We start from the raw sequence: 16,615 nt of genomic DNA on the forward strand, positions 1-16,615 counted from the left end.
ACTGTTTTAATCGTCTGTTTCCTGGTCTTTTTCCTTGTCTGTTAGAGAATCCGTTGATAGAGAATCGGTTGAGGAATTGTTATTTTTGAGAGTTATCAATTGATTGATTCGATCGCGAGTCTCCGCACTTTCCCCCTCCAGCCACTGAATTATCACAGCCACGTCATACTTAGTCCCTGGTGTCTGCCAACCGTACATTTGTGTTAGCAGAGCCTGCATCCGTTCGGGATGGTATTCATTCCACCAAATCAATGCTATATCTCGCAGTTTTTCGGCATCTTCTTCACTAATTAATTGCTCTGTTACTCCTTCACTTACGGGTTCATGTGTGGTTGGTGTGGGCGCAGAAATTCCAGAATTTGATGCTGGTATCGCTTCACTTATAGTTTCCCCTGGCGTGGCCGATATGGATTCTTCTACAAGTTCAGATGTAGCTTCAGATGTAGGTTCAGGTAGGTTTTCAGCAGTTTCAGAGCCAGAGTCAAAGTCAGAATCAGAGTCAGAATCAGAATCAGGAAGTTTGAGTAAGGCAGTAAAGGTGGCTTTTTCGGCTTCGTTCAGCGCGTTCCAGACCTTTTGGCGATCGGCTGCACCAGTTCCGCAGACTTCCTTCAGAATTCCCTGGATATTTCTGGCTAATGTCGGGTCGCCGGCTTCGAGTACCGTCCGAATATATTCGAGTAGTTCTGCCTCATCTACTTGTTGCTGAGTTTGCTGATCAACCTCATTTTTTGGAAGATCAACCTCATTTTGGATAGGTCGATCAGCATCAAAGCCTTGCTCTGTAAAGTTTCGATCGACCCGATCAACCTGATCAACCTTTTCACCCAAACTTCCTAAATCTGGTGCTGCCGTCGCGTCCTTGCTTGCCAAATTTGCCATCGGTTCACATGATTGGGCCATCACATTCTCTCCATAATCACCCGCTGAATCACCGACTGAATCAGGAGTTAAGTCGGAGGTTGGGTCGGAGGTTGGGTCGGGAGGTGAATCAGGGGGTGAATCGGAGGTTTGGTCAGGGCAGGAATCAGGACTCTGTTCTGGAATTAGTAAAGTTTGAGAAATAGGATGATCAGGTTGATCAGGTTGATCAAAGCCAGAGCCAGTAAGGAGATCAACCTCGCGATCGACCTCAGTTTCTGAGGCAGTTTTCAAAATTTGAGGTTGATCAGCGAGTTCAGGCTGTTCGATTTTTGCCCAGACTCGAACCCGTTTAGAGCTGATGATTCGGAATTCTCGTTCCCACCCCATTTTCTTGAGAATCCCCGAACAGCGCATCTGGTGCGATCGCTCTTGCCGACTTAAATCAATTTGGAGATGATTGAGGAGATCACTCACTCGAACATAGTCCCGGTGTTCGATGTAATTGAGGATGAAATCTTCCCAGGGGTCAGACGTTTGGAAATCCTCAGTTAAGAGTTCGGCTTTTTCTTCATCATTTCCAAAATCCAGATAGGGTTCTTCACCAGAGCGATAGGCCAGCATCACAGCAGCCCAAATCGTATCTCGCTCCTTTTTAAGCAATTTGGTGTCGATCCGATGCTTGACCGGAATTACCCAAAATCGGCGGTTGCCTGTTTCATCTGCCAAGAATTCTTGTTTGTTTGTGGTTGCCACGATGATGCTGGGTCGATTGAAATCTTCGGTATCTCGACAATACGGCGGTCGAATTGCGTCCGTCTCAGTAGACAGGAAAGCTTTTGTCGCGCTGACATCCCGCCGTCTGAAAATTGACTCTAATTCCGCCCATTCAACAATCCAGGAACGGTGTAATTTGAGCCGTTCATCTTTATCTGAAACGGCACCGAGTGAATCGTCGAAGTATTGCTTGCCTGCCAAGATTTTGAAAAATGTGGATTTTCGGAAACCTTGAGGGCCTTGTAAAATCAAAACTGTGTCCATTTTGCACCCTGGTTCAAAGGCACGCTTTACCGCACCGATTAAAGTCTTTCTGATGAATTTTGCATAAAGTTCACCTTCAACACCAAAATATTTCTGAACCAAAGTATCTAAAATTGAAGTATCTGAAGCCACGGGTAGAGAACTCAGATACTCTTGAATGGGTGAATATTGATTATCCACGGCTATTTCTGTGAGTATATCTTGGACATCTTCTCTACTCGATCTGACTAATACTCCGTGTCTGATTGCGAGTTGAAGACGGACTCGATCGAGAGATACAGGTTTCCCATCTATTTCGATTCTCTTGCTAAGTGTGTTTAGCCTAATCCGCTTCCCAAAATGTCTGTTCAACTTTTGGTAATCTTGAATCATCTTGTCATCAGAATTGAAAATATTGAAACCCGATGACTTTTGATTTTCTAACTCAGGAACAGAATCAGAATCAGGAACAGAATCAGGAACAGAATCAGGAACAGAATCAGGAACAGAATCAGGAACAGAATTAGAATCAGGTGAGCAATCTAAATCAAAGGGTCGTTGAGCTTTGAGAAAGCGCCAGTATGCACCTTTGATGCAGCTTTCGACTCCATCAGGAATATAGTGTTTGATGGAGGATATAGGGTTGGATTTGACAGCCGAATCCCAGACCTGTTGCCACTCATCCTCATCCCATCCGCCACCGGGTGAACAACGGCGACAAGCATCCAGAAACAATGTATAAGCATCATCATCTGTAAGTTGTCCGAGGCGGTTAAATTCAGCCTGAACTCCAAGTAAATCTCTGGCGAGCATTGCCATTGATGTATTTCTTTGAGTTTCGACTCCATTCAAATAAACCTTAGCCTTCCCCAAGGCGGAATCCAAGGGTATGGCGATCGGCACCGGAACCTTAATATCTTTGAATTTTATCTTGGTGGTTCCTGGCGCGGGTAGAGTTTCTGTCGGCTTTATAAGTGTTGCTGTTGATGTACCGCCACTTCCTGTACCGTTAGCGGTATTTTCAATACTTATCGGTCTAGTAGAATTGACTAATAAGTCGAGTAAATCTTGCTGATTCCGCTCCTTTTCCTCCTTTCTTCTTTGCTCAAGTTCCCTGAGTAATCTCCTAAGATGTTCCCGCAAATCATTGTAATTATATCGAATACCTGATTCACTGACAATTTCTGATTTGATTGGTTCACGACCGGGTTTCATGTGCCAACCCCCTGCTAGGCGAAACACCCTACTGGGATTTTTATTACTGTCATCAGCTTCCATTATCTCGATGAGAATCACTTGCAGTTCTCGCCACTGTTCCGGTGTAACAGGCTCCTCGAACAACCAATACGGTTGCATGGATTTGTCACCGCTAAATATGGTGAATGTCGGCTCTACAAAACCTACAGCGCTCCATTTTTCAAATTGTTCACCCAGAGGAATATCATCCCATTCACAGAAAATAGCGCAGCATTGGTGGATGTCAGCATCGGTGTGACCAGTACCGCCAGCGCCATTGACCACGACGTAGACACCGCGATTATCTGCTTGATATTGTTCAATTTGTTGCCAGTCCAGACCATTTTGTTTGCGCCCTTTATCTTTTTTCTTACGATCGTCTGTGGAATAAAAGAAAAATCTCAAGTAGGCTTCACCCGGTGCATATCCCAGGTAATTGAGATGTTTTTCGGCTAATTCACGATCGATGACAATTTTATTACTCACGTTTTTGCTACTCCTGATTTAATTCCTGATTGTTCAACTTCTGATTGGTTTAAGGAGTTGATAAATGTCTGCAATTTCAATCGCAGACGGTCAATTTCTGAATTTAGAGTGTCGCGTTCTACCTCCAAATCAGTAATTTTCTGTTCGAGACAAGTAACTTTTCTGCGATCGGCGGTTTCCTTCTTTCGTTGCTGTGATTGTTTAGGTTCAGCGACTGGTTCAGGGGCTGGTTCAGCGACTGGTTCAGTAATTGCTTTATCAAGTCGTAGCTTGCGGGGCGCGAACGCGCCATCGGCTAGACATTCACAGCATAAGCCGTCCGTTAACTTCGCAAAACGACGTTTACCATCTTTGTGATAGTTGGTACGGCACCATCCGTTTATGGTCATCAGAACCTCTGAGCTATTACATTTCAGTATTTTGTTGAGAGAGATTCTGAGAAAAATAAAGAATTAAAGCTGCTTCCACTAAAGAGCCCACACTAATTCTTTTGTGCGCTGCGAAAACACGAACTTTGTGGTCTAGTTCTTTTGAAAGAGATAAGGTACGCTTGGTTTTCCCTGGTTTCTCTGGCAAATTGTTAGTATCTGCTAACACAGTTAGCACTGTTGAGCTTAGTGATTCTGTCATCATATAAAAGAAATAGTGAGTAAAAGATTTAGCCGTCCACGCTGAAAAATTCCTGACTGCGTGTTATGGTGGCCCGTGCATTGCAAGCAAAATCTGGCAAGCTCAAAGAAAAATCATGGAGCTTTGCTAATGTATGGTGAAGTTGTTACGCTAAAGTAAGGTGGCCTTAGTACCTGTTTCAATGTCAGGACAGGCTAAGACCGCAAAGCATTTAAGGGTATGGTGATTGAGAATCCAGAACAGTTCAAAGCAAACTAAGGTAGTTCCGAACCACTCAGAATGTGATTAACTCAATGTCTGCTATGGCTTAAGCTATTACTAGCTTGAGTTTGTTTACCTTTCCCTGTGCTCTGTGCCTTGTATCTGTGCCTTTTACCTGCGAAGGATGCTGGTGACAATATTACCAGGCGTTTTTACCACAATACTACCTTATTAACCAAATGGATACCCCTTCCCATATCAATTTTCGTTTTTTGTTCGACGACTATCCAGATGTGGAAACTGAATCTTCCCTCCAGGTGCCATCTCTTCCCCCTGGCAGCCAGACCAATTCTCAGAGCCATGAGAATAATCCTAGCCAAAATGATTCTAAAAACTCTGGAAACCGCAGACAGAGGCAACCTCAGCGATATGTGATGGATGATCAGACCAAGAAAAAATTTGCTGAGCTGATCTATGAAATGCGGGCAAATCGACCATATCGAGCATTTGGCCGCTTACTTGGCGTGACTCATCCCACCATCAAAGCTTGGGAAAATCTTGAAGGAGTTCCCGATCTAGAAAATCTTAAACGTGTCGCCAAGTTCAGAGGGGAAACTCTTGAACAATTCAAGCTAGTCCTTGCTGGGAAGCAGAAACCCAGCCAATTGGAACAACTGGTACAGCAAGTTCGTACTATCTCAAAGGAGGAGCTTGCTGTTGTCCTCCAGGTTATTGCCGAGCGGATTGCCTCCTGAATCCTTCTATTTATGTTATGACTTTTTAATAAATGTATTTACCACTATTGGTAAATGGCGTATACTGGTAAGTAGCTTACTAGCACTATTTACCAATGATTAGTAATGGCAAAATTACCGACAACGTTTACAAGCCTTGATTTAACTGGATTTGAGTTTGATCGCGCGACTCAGTACACAGGGATTAGCCGGGGAATGGTGGATTTTGCCTGTGCTGCCCTTCAAAAAAATCGGGTAGGGGTGGCAGTGCGATCTGTAAATGCAGCCCTCAAAGAAATCTACGGTTACGGAGGCAGTACGGACGCAGTATGCAAACTGGTCAAGGAATGGCGATCAGATAATCTGGCACTCCTCAAGCAAGGAAAATCTGAAAAAGATTTAGCAAGTGCATTGCTAGAGGCAGCAGACGACGGATTGCTTGATGAATCAGAAGTTCCTGAAGAATTTCTAGCAGTTTCTAAGCAAATGGCGATCGCAACCTACCGCCTCGCCTTTCAAAAAGCTGATACTTCGGTCAGTGGCGATCGCATGAAATCTCTGGCTCAGGAGAACGAAATTCTTCGGCAACAACTCAAGGATTATCCTCAAAATCAGTACGAGTTGAATTTTTACAAAGGGGAGTACGAACGCCAACGCGATGAACTGAGGGAAGCGTACATGAATCTGAACAAGCAACAATTGGCAGATTCTGAAGAATTTCGTCATCGCTTGGATTCCCTACAAGCCGATCGCAGCGAATTACAAGCAAAACTTACAGTTTCCGAACAACGTTTACTGGAAGTCGCCGAATTTGAAACAGCAGCCCGCGATCGAATCTCTGAAATCTCTAAACTCAACGGTCAAATCGAAGCACGGGAACGTGAAGTTTCTAGCCTTCATGCTCAAATCCAAACTCTCCAAGCACAAATGGGTGAGAAACAAGTCCTGGAATCTCAACTAGAACAAGTGAGAACTCAGCTAAGAGAAGCTTCAACAACAATCACTAACCTGCAAAGTCAACAAAAAGTTAGTGGCGCTTTACAAGTCGATCGCATAGATGATTCTGATGACCCAGTTACTGATGCTCAGCTCGATGCTCAGCTTATGGTGGAAAATGAAACACTCCATGCTGATTTGTCTGAAGCCCTTAAACAAATTGAAGATTTGAAAGCTGCACTGGCTAAAGCTACAACTCAAGTCGCTCAATCTGAATCTTACTCTGAATCTCAAGCTGAATTACTCCCAGAATTACTCCCAGAAACGGTTTCTGGCTCTGGCTCTGGCTCTGGCTCTGTTAACTCTGAATCTGTTGAATCTCCAGGTAAGCCCTTTGAACCTGTTTCCCGACACAAAAGGCAAAAAGTTGCTCTGGCTAAATGACCAACCGCCTAAATGACTTACAGAAACAGAAACAGAAACAGAAACAGAAACAGAAACAACCAGAAACAAAAGCTCAGTAGCAGTTGCTGTTTCTGTTTCTGAGCCAGAAGAAAGAACGGGTATGGATAGGGAGCTAATAAGTCTTGGGTGGGTAGCTCAAGACTTGTAGCAAAATTGGTGACTCAAAAGCTCGATTGGATTAAAACATGATAGATCAAAAGAAAGAAATTCAGCTAATGTTGATGGCGCGATTTCCTTTGCTGTGGGTAGTGAGCCCGGAAGAGGAAACAGCCGAAGAAATTTTGTGTGATGTGGTCAAAGCTAAGGAAGGGCAAATCTATTTCTGGGATTTTGCCCGTGGCTGGACAGATAATGGAACATCCAAAGGAAATCCGATGCAAGCCTTGGAGCGGATCAGCAAAGCCCCGGCAATGGAACAAGCCACGGTTTTTGTGATGAAGGACATCGCGACTCTGATTGCACCGAGTGCCAATGGACAGATTGCAAGTAACCAATTAGCGATCGTCCGGGAACTGAAAAATTTGGCAGTGGCGATCGCCCGTGACCGTCGCTGCCTCGTCATCCTCTCCGACCAACTGCGAATTCCTCAAGAACTGCGCGAAGAAATTACTGTGGTGGACATCTCTTTACCAGGCATCGAGGAGATATCGAAGTTGCTCACTCGATTAGTGCCTGCCCCCGATTTCAAACTCAACGCGGAACAACGGCAACAGCTCATAAAGGCTTGCCAGGGGCTGACTCGGTGCCGAATTGCCCGCGTCCTTGCCAAGTGCTTAGTTCTTGGAAAAGTTGATATTCGAGCCCTCGCTGCGGTCATCGAGGAGAAGCGCCAAACCATCCGAGAGACAGGCATCCTCGAATTTATCCCGGTTCAATCAGGTCTGGAGTCGATCGGCGGACTTGAAAATCTCAAGCAATGGGTAACAGTTCGATCGCGCTCTTTCAGCGATGAAGCCCGTGAGTATGGTTTGCCCAATCCCAAGGGGGTACTGCTGGCCGGCATTCAGGGTACTGGCAAAAGTTTATCGGCTAAAACCATAGCTGCTGAGTGGAAATTGCCATTACTGAGATTGGATGTGGGGCGGTTATTTGGTGGCATTGTCGGGGAAAGCGAAAGTCGGGTCAGGCAGGTGATTAAGTTAGCAGAGGCGATCTCACCATGCGTCCTTTGGATTGATGAAATTGAGAAGAGTTTTAGCAATAATCAGTCAGATGGAGATTCAGGAACAAGTAAGAGAGTGTTCGCAACTTTGCTTACCTGGATGAGTGAGAAAACCGCGCCGGTGTTTGTTGTGGCAACTGCGAATCAGGTCGAATTACTTCCCGCTGAATTAATCCGCAAAGGTCGTTTGGATGAACTGTTTTTTCTTCATTTGCCCAATCAGTCAGAGCGCGAGCAAATTTTCCAAGTGCATTTGAAAAGATTGCGTGGTGTTGTCGAATCTCAAAAATTTGATACACAACAGTTTGCGATCGACACTAAAAATTTTTCTGGTGCGGAAATCGAACAAGTGATTTATGAAGCAATGCAAATTGGATTTAGTCGCGATCTAGAATTCATGGATGATGATATTTTTGCTGCGATTCACGATTGCGTACCGCTCGCTCAAATTGCTCAGCCACAGATTGAAGCGCTGAAAACTTGGGCAATTCGATCGGGCGCTAAATCTGCTAGCATTGCCGATCGCACTGAAACACATTCCACTTCCTATTCTCATCTTTCTCCTCTTGAGGTTGACGAAAATTAATCATTATCAAAAAGCGAAGTATTTGTGCTTCGCTTTTCAATTGCACATTACTCTAAAAAGCGAGAAAAAATATGGAACCACATTTTGTTCATCCTTTATCTAGCTTGGAAACAATCGACACTGATGAAGGCAAAAAAGAAGTAATGAATAGTTGGGCATTTGCCTCAATGATTTGGACAAGCGCCGTCGCTGACAACACAAATGCTTTAGCAATAGTCAATGAACTATTTACCAACAAAGATGAGATTCAAACTTTTCTCGAAGCTTCTAAAGCAGGAAACGAAGCAGCTATAGCAGGTGCGATCGGAATTATTGCTTTTGCCATTGATGACAAATTAGCCGAAGCATTTGAAAATAAAGGTTCAGAAAATTGAAATAGTCGTGTAATGCTTCGCTGTAAGGAAGTGATGTTTTGAGTTTGTGAGTCAGATCATGTCAAAAGTAAAGATGGATGCTGAAACACTGTCCAAGAATTTAGAACACTTTAATGGAAGTGAGCAATATTACAAGCATTTCCTTGGACTTCTGTACACCGATGGAGTCAAATACTTGGCTGAAAATGCTGAAGCTTACTGGTTGATTGATGCGATCGTCTCCTATCAACACAGACTGAGGAAAGTTCGTAGTTTAAGTGAGTTTCAACTTTGGTTCCTTCATGTTGGCGATACACATGAATTTATCAAGCCTAAATCGCCTAATGATGCTGTTCTGACTTGTTGGGAAGATACGCCCAAACTCGGAGTTACACCTGCCGTTATTCAGCAGATACCTTATACCGATTTTTCCCTGCCGGAAATCAAGCTTTTCTTACGAGATAGAGTTCTTTACTTGCCAAGCGAAAATTAAGCCTTGAAATGCTGTCCAGTCCTCCTACTCTGGAGGCTGGACACAATTTTGCACTACATCACTCAACTAATATCAGGAGCAAATCAAATGACCGCTAGCGAACAAAGTTCCGATCGTACACTCCAAGAAAAGCATAAAGAACTGGCAGAATTGCAGGCAGAGGTCAACAAAATTTTTGCTGAAGCAATTACTAATGAGGTCAAAGCTGCCGACTTTGCAACTGAAATTTGGGTTCAGGCAATGTTAGAGAAAAGACCTTATGTGGCAATTGCTTGTCGCATGATTCACCACAGCACAACTTTTCTGGGAGATGAATTGCTGCAATTTCTGCGATATCTAGCTAAGGGGACTCTGGAACAAGATTCTTCGATCGTACAATGGGCAGTCGATTTAATCAATCAAGGTTTAATTATCAATAACACCCTGAAAGAGGAAAACCAAAATGGCAAATTTGATGTGCAAAGTCTGTAGCGGTCAGCTAATGTTTCTTGGTCAGTTAGGCTACTTGAGACATTATATTTGCCGAGATTGTGGGATGAATTTCAACAAAACTCCCAAAATTATTCGAGACAAATTCGATCGAGTAATTTCAGTCAAATACTAACCATGCAAATCACACAAACCAAACAATGCGCTAACTGTCCCTGGAAAGTAGACCGAGATTTGAAACAAATTCCTGACTACAACCGCGAAAATCATGAAGCTTTGCAAAGGACGATCGCTGATCCAAGTTTAGATTTGTTAGAGCAATTGGCAGATTCTAATGTCGCAATGGGTTGTCACTATTCCACTGATGAAAAAATCCTTGAATGTGTTGGCTGGATTTATCATCAAATTCGGAATAATAATCTACTTCTGCGACTGGTATTGATGCGCTCAGGTCAGATAAAAGACCTTGAGGTTGATGGCGAACAGCGCGCAACTTTTGCTGAAACTTTGAAAGATTAACCCCAACTTACCCTCAACTTACCCTCAACTTACCCTCAACTTATTTAGCCATGCAATATTACAAAGTCGAATTCACCATCAGCAAAGATGGCACTGTTACCGAAAAAGTCATCGCTTCCGGGGCTAATTGCACCGCTGTTACTCAGGGACTGGAAAAGGCAATGGGGGAGGTTCAATCGCAAGAACTTCTTCCAGAAGCACTGAACGACACATTAGCTGAAACATTAACCGAGGAATCAACTTTGTGGACAAATAGCTGATGAACTGCAAAATCCCTGGTTGTGTCAATCCCTTAGTAAACGGCAGAACTTACGAATGCGGTAAATGTACTTCAGAAATTCTTGCTGCTGCCCGGTATTTCTCTCGTCCACTTTCAAAACTTTTAGGAGACTTAGAAAATGTCACATCTCAGTGTAATCCGCACCCAAATCAAGAACCCGCTCGTCCTACAAGACATTCTTCAGAAGATGATTCAATCAGGACTTGATGGAATTCTGACCGGGGCTTATTTAGAAACCAACACCCGTATTCATGACCCTTTCGGCAACAGTAAGCTAGCAGATTTTGTTATTCGGCGCAAACAAAGCTATCAGGGTGGTTACGATTTTGGCTTTAAATTGATAGAAGGAACAGACGAATTTGAGTTCTTAACTCGTGATGGTTCTATCCATGCTGCCAAGAAATTTATGGAACAACTTTTACCCTGGTACGCACGGGAAAATACTCTAGCAGTATTGAAAAGTCAAGGCTTCAATATTGAGTCTCAAACTGAAGAAAATGGTGAAGTTGTCATAGTTGCTGGTAAATGGTGTTAGTCGTTAAAGCCACAGTTAAGTAGGGCTTCGCCATAAAGACTTGAGGAAGGCAGTTTATTGGCTGCTTTCCTCTCAATAAGCGTAGAAAACTCAGGGTAAATCATGGATAGCGACAATCACAAACAACAAGTAGAAAAACAAGCTGAAGACATTCAAATAGAGGTTGATAAAATCTTTGAGATGGCTCGATTGAATAACTGGAGTTTGGAACAATTTGCGATTAAAGTTTTAGCCGGAGCTACAGATTATGACCTTGGATATTTTGCCATCGCTGCTCAACTTGTTCAAAAAGTCACAAAATTAGATGGACTAAGTTCGATCGAAATCCTCAAGTTTTTGATTTTCAAGGTTCAGCAACAGGACACTTTGAAGATTAAGCAAGCACAGGAGATGTTTTTCAGGGATTAGTTATTAACAAAGAACAAGCTGAATTAGCCAGACAGAAAGAGCAACAGGAATCGTCCAAACAAACCTCAAAAAAAAGGAAAAATTAGGATGAAAACTACTTACAAAGCCGATGACTGCGTAGGACAACTGAAACTATCGATCGCACTGCACCTGATACCAAATCTGCCACCTATCCCGCATAAAGAGTACAGGCTCATTGTGGCTGATCCTCCGTGGAATTTTCATTTACGAGAAACAGATAAGACTCACCGGGGCCGTTGCAGTTACCCATCCATGACCGATGAGGAAATCCTCAATATGCCAATCAGTGCGATCGCAAGCGATGACTCTTATCTGCTGCTGTGGGTAACAAACAACCATCAAGCGCTGGGGTTCCGGTGTCTCGATCGCTGGGGATTTACTCATCGATCGACTTTCACCTGGGAGAAAGTCACCAAGGATGGCAACCCTCATGCGGGGTTAGGTCACTACGGTAGGAATTGCACCGAGCATTTTCTGGTAGCCACTAAAGGTGCACCGGGGAGTTTTACCACTCATGGTTTGACTACCATCAACAACCTCATCAAAGCTCCCCGTAGAGAGCATTCACAGAAGCCGAAACAGTTTTGGGGAATCGCCGATCAACTCGCTGAAAAACTTGAGAATTGCGAGAAGTTGGGTAAGTTATCGCACCCGTCGAGGATTGAGCTATTTGCTCGGGAACAACGCCCTAATTGGGATGCCTGGGGTGCTGAAGCTGACTTACCTAATGCTGTAGTTTGATGACATTTCCCTAGTAATTCATCGGAATTATTAGGGTCAAGTCTTTCTGTCAATGCTTTACAGGAAAGTACCAACGATGAATTCTAATCAACTACAAGACACTGAAAATGGATTACTAGCAGTTTTCGATTTTATGGGACATCAGCATGAATCGATCGGATCTGGATTCAAACAAGCTGACATTCCGTATGAAATAAAGTTTCATTCTTTCAATCCTGATAATCTCTGGAAAGAAGGTGCATTCAGAGTTTATGTTGCTCCAGTCTATGTCAAAATAGCCACAGAGTTATGTCTGTCGATGCGCTACGCGCCCGCAAGCTACGAATTTGATAACAAATAATAGCGTAATTGCTGGGTCGCTCCCAGTTCTAAGTTTTTCGGTTAGTGCTTCGCTTTGAGATGTTGATCTTTTCATCTTTACCATTATGGCTAGCATTGATAACGACTGCACAACGATAGAATCAGAGTCCAACGAATTGCCCGAGATTGCTGAAAACGGGTTTATTATTGTGAGTGACTTTTTTGCACATCAGCATGAATTAATCGAAACTGCACTGAAAAATAGTGAGTTTCAATACCTGATAGCGTTTCATCCTGATTCAAAGCAGCTCTGGAGACTAGGTGCTTTTAGAGTTTATGTTGCTCCAGAACATCTTGAAGCAGCTAGAACTTTCTGTATGTCGATGCGCTACGCGCCCGCAAGCTACGAATTTGCCAACAAATCCAACAAATAATAGCGAAATAACTGGGTCGCTCCCAGTTCAAATCCAGAATGCTTCGCTCTGAATTTGTGAGTTTTTAGCATAAAAAATGAGCGAATTAGAACTAAATATATCCTCAGAACAGGGTTCTTGGAAAACCAAAGAAGGTAAATCAATCCCATATCTAAGAGAGCGTTGTCAACTTCTCATTGATGACGGCTGGAATGATTACTACCTTCAAATCACGAAATGGTCCAAAAATACCACAATTGAAATCTCGGTGGTTAGTGGAGATCCAGGCTATGACGCAGAAAGCCGATGGTCAAAAGAGCAAGTTTATCGTTTAGCAAAGTTATCCCATACAAAATTTGCTAGACAAAAAGCTGAATTGATTCAAGATTCGATCGAATTTGCCAACAATCTGGTAATTTATTTGGTAGCACAAAACCTTATTAGCGTAATAATTGGGTCGTTCCCAGTTCTAACAAATGTCTTCATCATCTGACATCAATATTTCAGGATTTCACAAAGTAGGAGATTTTCCATCAAATCAGCATCACACGGTTGTTACTGCCATCAACGAAATCCCTCATCAACTAGAGTTTTACGTGTATCAAGACAAGTTTAGCCTCTATGTTCCCCCTGAGCACCTTGAGGCAGCTAAAGCTTTGTGTGAACCCATCCCTAAGATGGCGACAAATCAATAAATAGCGAATAACTGGGTCGCTCCCAGTTCCCTCTCATGCCTTACTACATTGTGGTTACGAACGAACAAGAAATAGATGTCTACACCACTCGCGAAATGTTGACAACTGAAGAAATTCAAGATTTGGTTGGCATTGAAGGAGAGCCAGCCACTTTTGAAGTGCTAGATTCTTCTAACTTCTCTGACCCCAAGATTGTCATAATTTGTGATGATGACCTAGAACCGAAAGGGCTAAAACCGACTTGTGTAACTAAAAAGGGAGACGTGATTTTCGGTCAGGTAGTTATTCTCGGAACTAACAACTCACTCTTAGATTTGTGTTTGCTAAATCTTGAGCAAGTAAAAATGGTGAAAGAAGAACTCAAACTACACCAAAAACTACCCAAGCCAGAAAAGGATTTTAGTGCTTCGCTGCGGGATTGAGATTTTCTGTAATTCAACACCGTTTTACGACAGGAGCCGTCCAGATGCCATTTTACGTTTTAATTAACTCAACAGGAATTGAAGAGGTAGCAGCAACCGAGCTACCACAAATCCCAGAAATTCAAAAGCTTGTAGGAATTCCAGGGCAAGAAGCGTTCTTTGAGGCGGTCTACCACTGTTATTCTGACCCGTCACTTGCTGTCTTGGTTGACGATGACTTCTTGCGGAAGGCTCATCAGCCAACTATGCTTACTCCAAAGCGCGTAATTCTTCAGGGACAAGTTCTCGTTGTGGCGATCGATCCTCAGCAAGAAGATTTCTGTCTGTTGACTCAGCAGCAGGTAGAGTTGGTGAAACGAGAAACCAAACTTTATCAAGCAAATTCACGTTAACTATAGCAAAATCATGCCCCCACATCCTGGGGCGTGATTGCAACTTATCAGAGCACCTATCAAATAAACAACAACCAAGAAAATGGATAACAATCTGTACCGAAGAATAATTCAGTATGCCAGGGTAATTGCTGGGGGGGATGAATTACCGTGGTCAGGGCTGTACACTGCGAGAAGTGTCTACAACCTGCTTAAAAACTCAGAGCCTCTTTACCCAGAAGACATAGGTGCTCAATTGGGAGATTTGTCAGGAGAATACGTTAATCAAATCATTTTGGCTTTGCAGAATGGTGGAATTGAAATTAAGTCAGTCCCGACGGAAACCATCAACGGTAGACCCAGAGTAAAATATACGATCGACACACCTATGCTCTATTACATTTTAGTTTCAGAACAAGGTTTAGACATTCGATTCTCCAAAAATCAACTTTTACCTAATATTCGAGAGCTTTTGGATTTGAACATAGAAGTCCAAGACAAAGCCTTCTTAGAAATCACAGAACATCAGTTTATTGACAAGAGTTTGGTGATTTTAAGTAATGCTGGCGCGGAGGGTGAAGTAAACTTTGTCACTAAAAACGGACAAGAATTGCGAGGTTTACTTGTGATTCTAGGGATTGACGCGAATGAAAGGTTTTTCTTGATAAGTGCAACCCAAGTTAAATCCATAATTCCTCAACTTCTTACAAACTATGACGCTTAGTATCGAGAGTCAGTAATTAGCATCAATTTCAGCGCATTTACATGGGAGTTGCGCCCCACATCACATTTAATCAGGTAATAGCAATGGTAGATGCCACATACCCCACAGAATATGACGCGGTACTCGGCAGTCAAGTCTTAGTTCCCGAAGGCGCTACGGTGCTCGGAGGTTTATTCGGTGTCAGGAGCCGTTTAGCATCAAGTCACCGATTATCCCAAATTGGTGCCATGTCTGAAGCTTGCAAATATGGTGAGCCTGGTTTTGATTTGATAGTTCAGTTTTTGAGAGAGAAGTGGAGTTCGATCGACCCAACAGTAAAGGTCGCTGCAAAAGATGCAGTTGCTGAAATTTTGAATAACACTCTAATTACTGATAATTTAGGCTGGTATCTTATTTCACATCATCATGTTCGCATTGAGAATAAAATAGATACTTTGGAATTAGCTTGTGAGAAACTTCTTGATTACATACATAGTGTCTACCCAAACACAAAATGGTATCTAGCTGGAGGCTACGTCTATGTTTTCTTTTCTCAAATTCACGATCGCAATTGGGCTAAAGGTAACAGGAAAACGTTAAATGATTCGATCGACTATCTCGTTCAGATACTCACAGCCGAGAAACTAAGAAGAGTCCGAATCTTACAATTTGCTTACGCTCAAACTTATTATGATGTTTCTTTGGCTCATCAAAAGGAAATATCTGGAGCCAAATTTGTCAAAAACATTAAATCCAGATTGGCGAGTCAAAGCATTTATCATAGTTTACTTCCTTGGTTTGAAGAAGAATTAGAAAAATTAATTGCGTCAGGTTAATGCTTCGCTTTGAGACTGTGATTTGTCATTTCTCAATCACAGAAAATGAAAGATAACTTGTTGGAGTTTCCGATCGAACAGAAAGTGTACAATTTAGCTTTAGGTTATGCTTCCGAACAAGCTAATCTAGAAGTTGGTCTAAAACATTTCTACAATACAATAACAGTGTGGGCAGTCAATCATTTTATGGGTTGGATGGACTTTGAAACCATTCTCGATCAAGATTGTAACTGGACTGTAGCAATTGAATCAGCTTTAGAACTTGCTGATTTAGAGTTGCCCGGAATCGGAAAGATTCAATGTTGTCGAATTTGTGAAGGAGAAACAGATATTTGTGTTCCTGCTCAAGATGATGCGCTATGCGCCCGCGAGCTACGCATTGCCTATATCTTTGTCCAATTACCTGACCCATTGGATAGAGTTAAACTTTTGGGCTTTCTCCCGGCTGCCGACCTCCACGGCGATACTGTAGAAATTTCCGTTGCCGACCTTCAGCCGTTTGATAACTTATCGGACTATTTGGAACGCATTGAATTAGGAACGGTGTAATTTTTTGCAATTGGGAAAGTAGTTAAATGCTGGCTGCTTTCCAGCTACTCCAAACAGCACCCTTGAATAATATGAAAACTCAACTTGAGGAAGTAGCGATGCGCTACCCGCCCGCAAGCTACGGACAAGTGGCATCAGTTCTTTGTGTCACAAGTAATGTTTCTGGTAATGTTTCTGGTAATGTTTCTGGTAATGTTTCTGGTAATGTTTCTGGTAATGTTTCTGGTAAT

23 protein-coding genes are annotated in these 16,615 nt (G+C 42.9%); 20 read left to right on the forward strand and 3 right to left on the reverse strand.

From position 1 onward, the window contains the following. Window positions 1-6: 6 nt before the first annotated feature. The 3 genes from QUB24_RS09915 to QUB24_RS09925 are packed head-to-tail and all read right to left on the reverse strand — an operon-like array spanning window position 7 to window position 4,236. On the reverse strand, window positions 7-3,603 hold the full coding sequence (locus QUB24_RS09915; protein WP_333152939.1) for a virulence-associated E family protein: 3,597 nt from the start codon (window positions 3,601-3,603) through the stop codon (window positions 7-9). Then, window positions 3,600-3,992: a hypothetical protein gene (locus QUB24_RS09920; RefSeq protein WP_333152941.1), complete on the reverse strand. Its 393-nt coding sequence runs from the start codon at window positions 3,990-3,992 to the stop codon at window positions 3,600-3,602. The genes QUB24_RS09915 and QUB24_RS09920 overlap by 4 nt, the downstream gene beginning before the upstream one ends. Before the next feature lie 16 nt (window positions 3,993-4,008). Continuing rightward, complete coding sequence (locus QUB24_RS09925; RefSeq protein ID WP_333152943.1) at window positions 4,009-4,236, reverse strand: hypothetical protein; 228 nt, start codon at window positions 4,234-4,236, stop codon at window positions 4,009-4,011. A 437-nt stretch (window positions 4,237-4,673) separates the two neighbouring features. Between QUB24_RS09925 and QUB24_RS09930 the strand changes: the two genes are divergently transcribed. The 20 genes from QUB24_RS09930 to QUB24_RS10025 all read left to right on the forward strand — a co-directional run bounded on the left by QUB24_RS09930 (window position 4,674) and on the right by QUB24_RS10025 (window position 16,385). Beyond that, on the forward strand, window positions 4,674-5,189 hold the full coding sequence (locus QUB24_RS09930) for a helix-turn-helix transcriptional regulator (protein ID WP_333152945.1): 516 nt from the start codon (window positions 4,674-4,676) through the stop codon (window positions 5,187-5,189). Window positions 5,190-5,294: 105 nt separating this feature from the next. Continuing rightward, window positions 5,295-6,548, forward strand: a complete 1,254-nt coding sequence (locus tag QUB24_RS09935; RefSeq protein ID WP_333152947.1) for a hypothetical protein — start codon at window positions 5,295-5,297, stop codon at window positions 6,546-6,548. A 206-nt stretch (window positions 6,549-6,754) separates the two neighbouring features. After that, entirely contained in the window at window positions 6,755-8,317 is a 1,563-nt protein-coding gene (locus QUB24_RS09940) for an AAA family ATPase (RefSeq protein WP_333152949.1), read from the forward strand. Window positions 8,318-8,388: 71 nt separating this feature from the next. Beyond that, window positions 8,389-8,691, forward strand: a complete 303-nt coding sequence (locus QUB24_RS09945) for a hypothetical protein (RefSeq protein ID WP_333152951.1) — start codon at window positions 8,389-8,391, stop codon at window positions 8,689-8,691. A gap of 58 nt (window positions 8,692-8,749) precedes the next feature. Next, complete coding sequence (locus QUB24_RS09950; RefSeq protein WP_333152952.1) at window positions 8,750-9,163, forward strand: DUF6876 family protein; 414 nt, start codon at window positions 8,750-8,752, stop codon at window positions 9,161-9,163. A gap of 87 nt (window positions 9,164-9,250) precedes the next feature. After that, the gene (locus QUB24_RS09955) at window positions 9,251-9,634 is read left to right on the forward strand and encodes a hypothetical protein (protein ID WP_333152954.1); all 384 of its coding nucleotides are present in this window, start codon (window positions 9,251-9,253) and stop codon (window positions 9,632-9,634) included. A 135-nt stretch (window positions 9,635-9,769) separates the two neighbouring features. Further along, on the forward strand, window positions 9,770-10,111 hold the full coding sequence (locus tag QUB24_RS09960) for a DUF6283 family protein (RefSeq protein WP_333152956.1): 342 nt from the start codon (window positions 9,770-9,772) through the stop codon (window positions 10,109-10,111). Between the two features lie 50 nt (window positions 10,112-10,161). Then, a complete protein-coding gene (locus tag QUB24_RS09965) occupies window positions 10,162-10,371 on the forward strand; it encodes a DUF2997 domain-containing protein (protein WP_333152958.1) in 210 nt (69 codons plus the stop codon). Between the two features lie 138 nt (window positions 10,372-10,509). Continuing rightward, on the forward strand, window positions 10,510-10,926 hold the full coding sequence (locus tag QUB24_RS09970) for a DUF1257 domain-containing protein (protein ID WP_333152960.1): 417 nt from the start codon (window positions 10,510-10,512) through the stop codon (window positions 10,924-10,926). 102 nt (window positions 10,927-11,028) lie between these two features. Then, window positions 11,029-11,334 carry a hypothetical protein gene (locus tag QUB24_RS09975; protein ID WP_333152962.1) on the forward strand — a complete coding sequence of 102 codons (306 nt, stop codon included), beginning with the start codon at window positions 11,029-11,031 and terminating at the stop codon, window positions 11,332-11,334. An 87-nt stretch (window positions 11,335-11,421) separates the two neighbouring features. After that, window positions 11,422-12,096 (forward strand): MT-A70 family methyltransferase, encoded by a 675-nt coding sequence (locus QUB24_RS09980; RefSeq protein ID WP_333152963.1) that lies wholly within the window; start codon window positions 11,422-11,424, stop codon window positions 12,094-12,096. A 76-nt stretch (window positions 12,097-12,172) separates the two neighbouring features. Continuing rightward, the gene (locus QUB24_RS09985; RefSeq protein WP_333152965.1) at window positions 12,173-12,436 is read left to right on the forward strand and encodes a hypothetical protein; all 264 of its coding nucleotides are present in this window, start codon (window positions 12,173-12,175) and stop codon (window positions 12,434-12,436) included. Window positions 12,437-12,521: 85 nt separating this feature from the next. Beyond that, complete coding sequence (locus tag QUB24_RS09990; protein WP_333152967.1) at window positions 12,522-12,830, forward strand: hypothetical protein; 309 nt, start codon at window positions 12,522-12,524, stop codon at window positions 12,828-12,830. 76 nt (window positions 12,831-12,906) lie between these two features. Then, the gene (locus tag QUB24_RS09995; RefSeq protein WP_333152970.1) at window positions 12,907-13,302 is read left to right on the forward strand and encodes a hypothetical protein; all 396 of its coding nucleotides are present in this window, start codon (window positions 12,907-12,909) and stop codon (window positions 13,300-13,302) included. Then, window positions 13,286-13,504, forward strand: a complete 219-nt coding sequence (locus QUB24_RS10000) for a hypothetical protein (protein WP_333152972.1) — start codon at window positions 13,286-13,288, stop codon at window positions 13,502-13,504. The genes QUB24_RS09995 and QUB24_RS10000 overlap by 17 nt, the downstream gene beginning before the upstream one ends. 35 nt (window positions 13,505-13,539) lie before the next feature. After that, window positions 13,540-13,926 carry a hypothetical protein gene (locus tag QUB24_RS10005; protein WP_333152973.1) on the forward strand — a complete coding sequence of 129 codons (387 nt, stop codon included), beginning with the start codon at window positions 13,540-13,542 and terminating at the stop codon, window positions 13,924-13,926. Between the two features lie 44 nt (window positions 13,927-13,970). Further along, entirely contained in the window at window positions 13,971-14,318 is a 348-nt protein-coding gene (locus QUB24_RS10010) for a hypothetical protein (RefSeq protein WP_333152975.1), read from the forward strand. An 82-nt stretch (window positions 14,319-14,400) separates the two neighbouring features. Continuing rightward, window positions 14,401-15,021, forward strand: a complete 621-nt coding sequence (locus QUB24_RS10015) for a hypothetical protein (protein WP_333152977.1) — start codon at window positions 14,401-14,403, stop codon at window positions 15,019-15,021. 83 nt (window positions 15,022-15,104) lie between these two features. Continuing rightward, window positions 15,105-15,836, forward strand: coding sequence for a hypothetical protein (locus QUB24_RS10020; protein ID WP_333152979.1), 732 nt, complete (start codon window positions 15,105-15,107; stop codon window positions 15,834-15,836). Window positions 15,837-15,881: 45 nt separating this feature from the next. Beyond that, a complete protein-coding gene (locus QUB24_RS10025) occupies window positions 15,882-16,385 on the forward strand; it encodes a DUF1822 family protein (RefSeq protein WP_333152981.1) in 504 nt (167 codons plus the stop codon). Window positions 16,386-16,615: the final 230 nt, after the last annotated feature.

Source organism: Microcoleus sp. B9-D4 (assembly GCF_036705105.1).
Lineage (GTDB): Bacteria > Cyanobacteriota > Cyanobacteriia > Cyanobacteriales > Microcoleaceae > Microcoleus.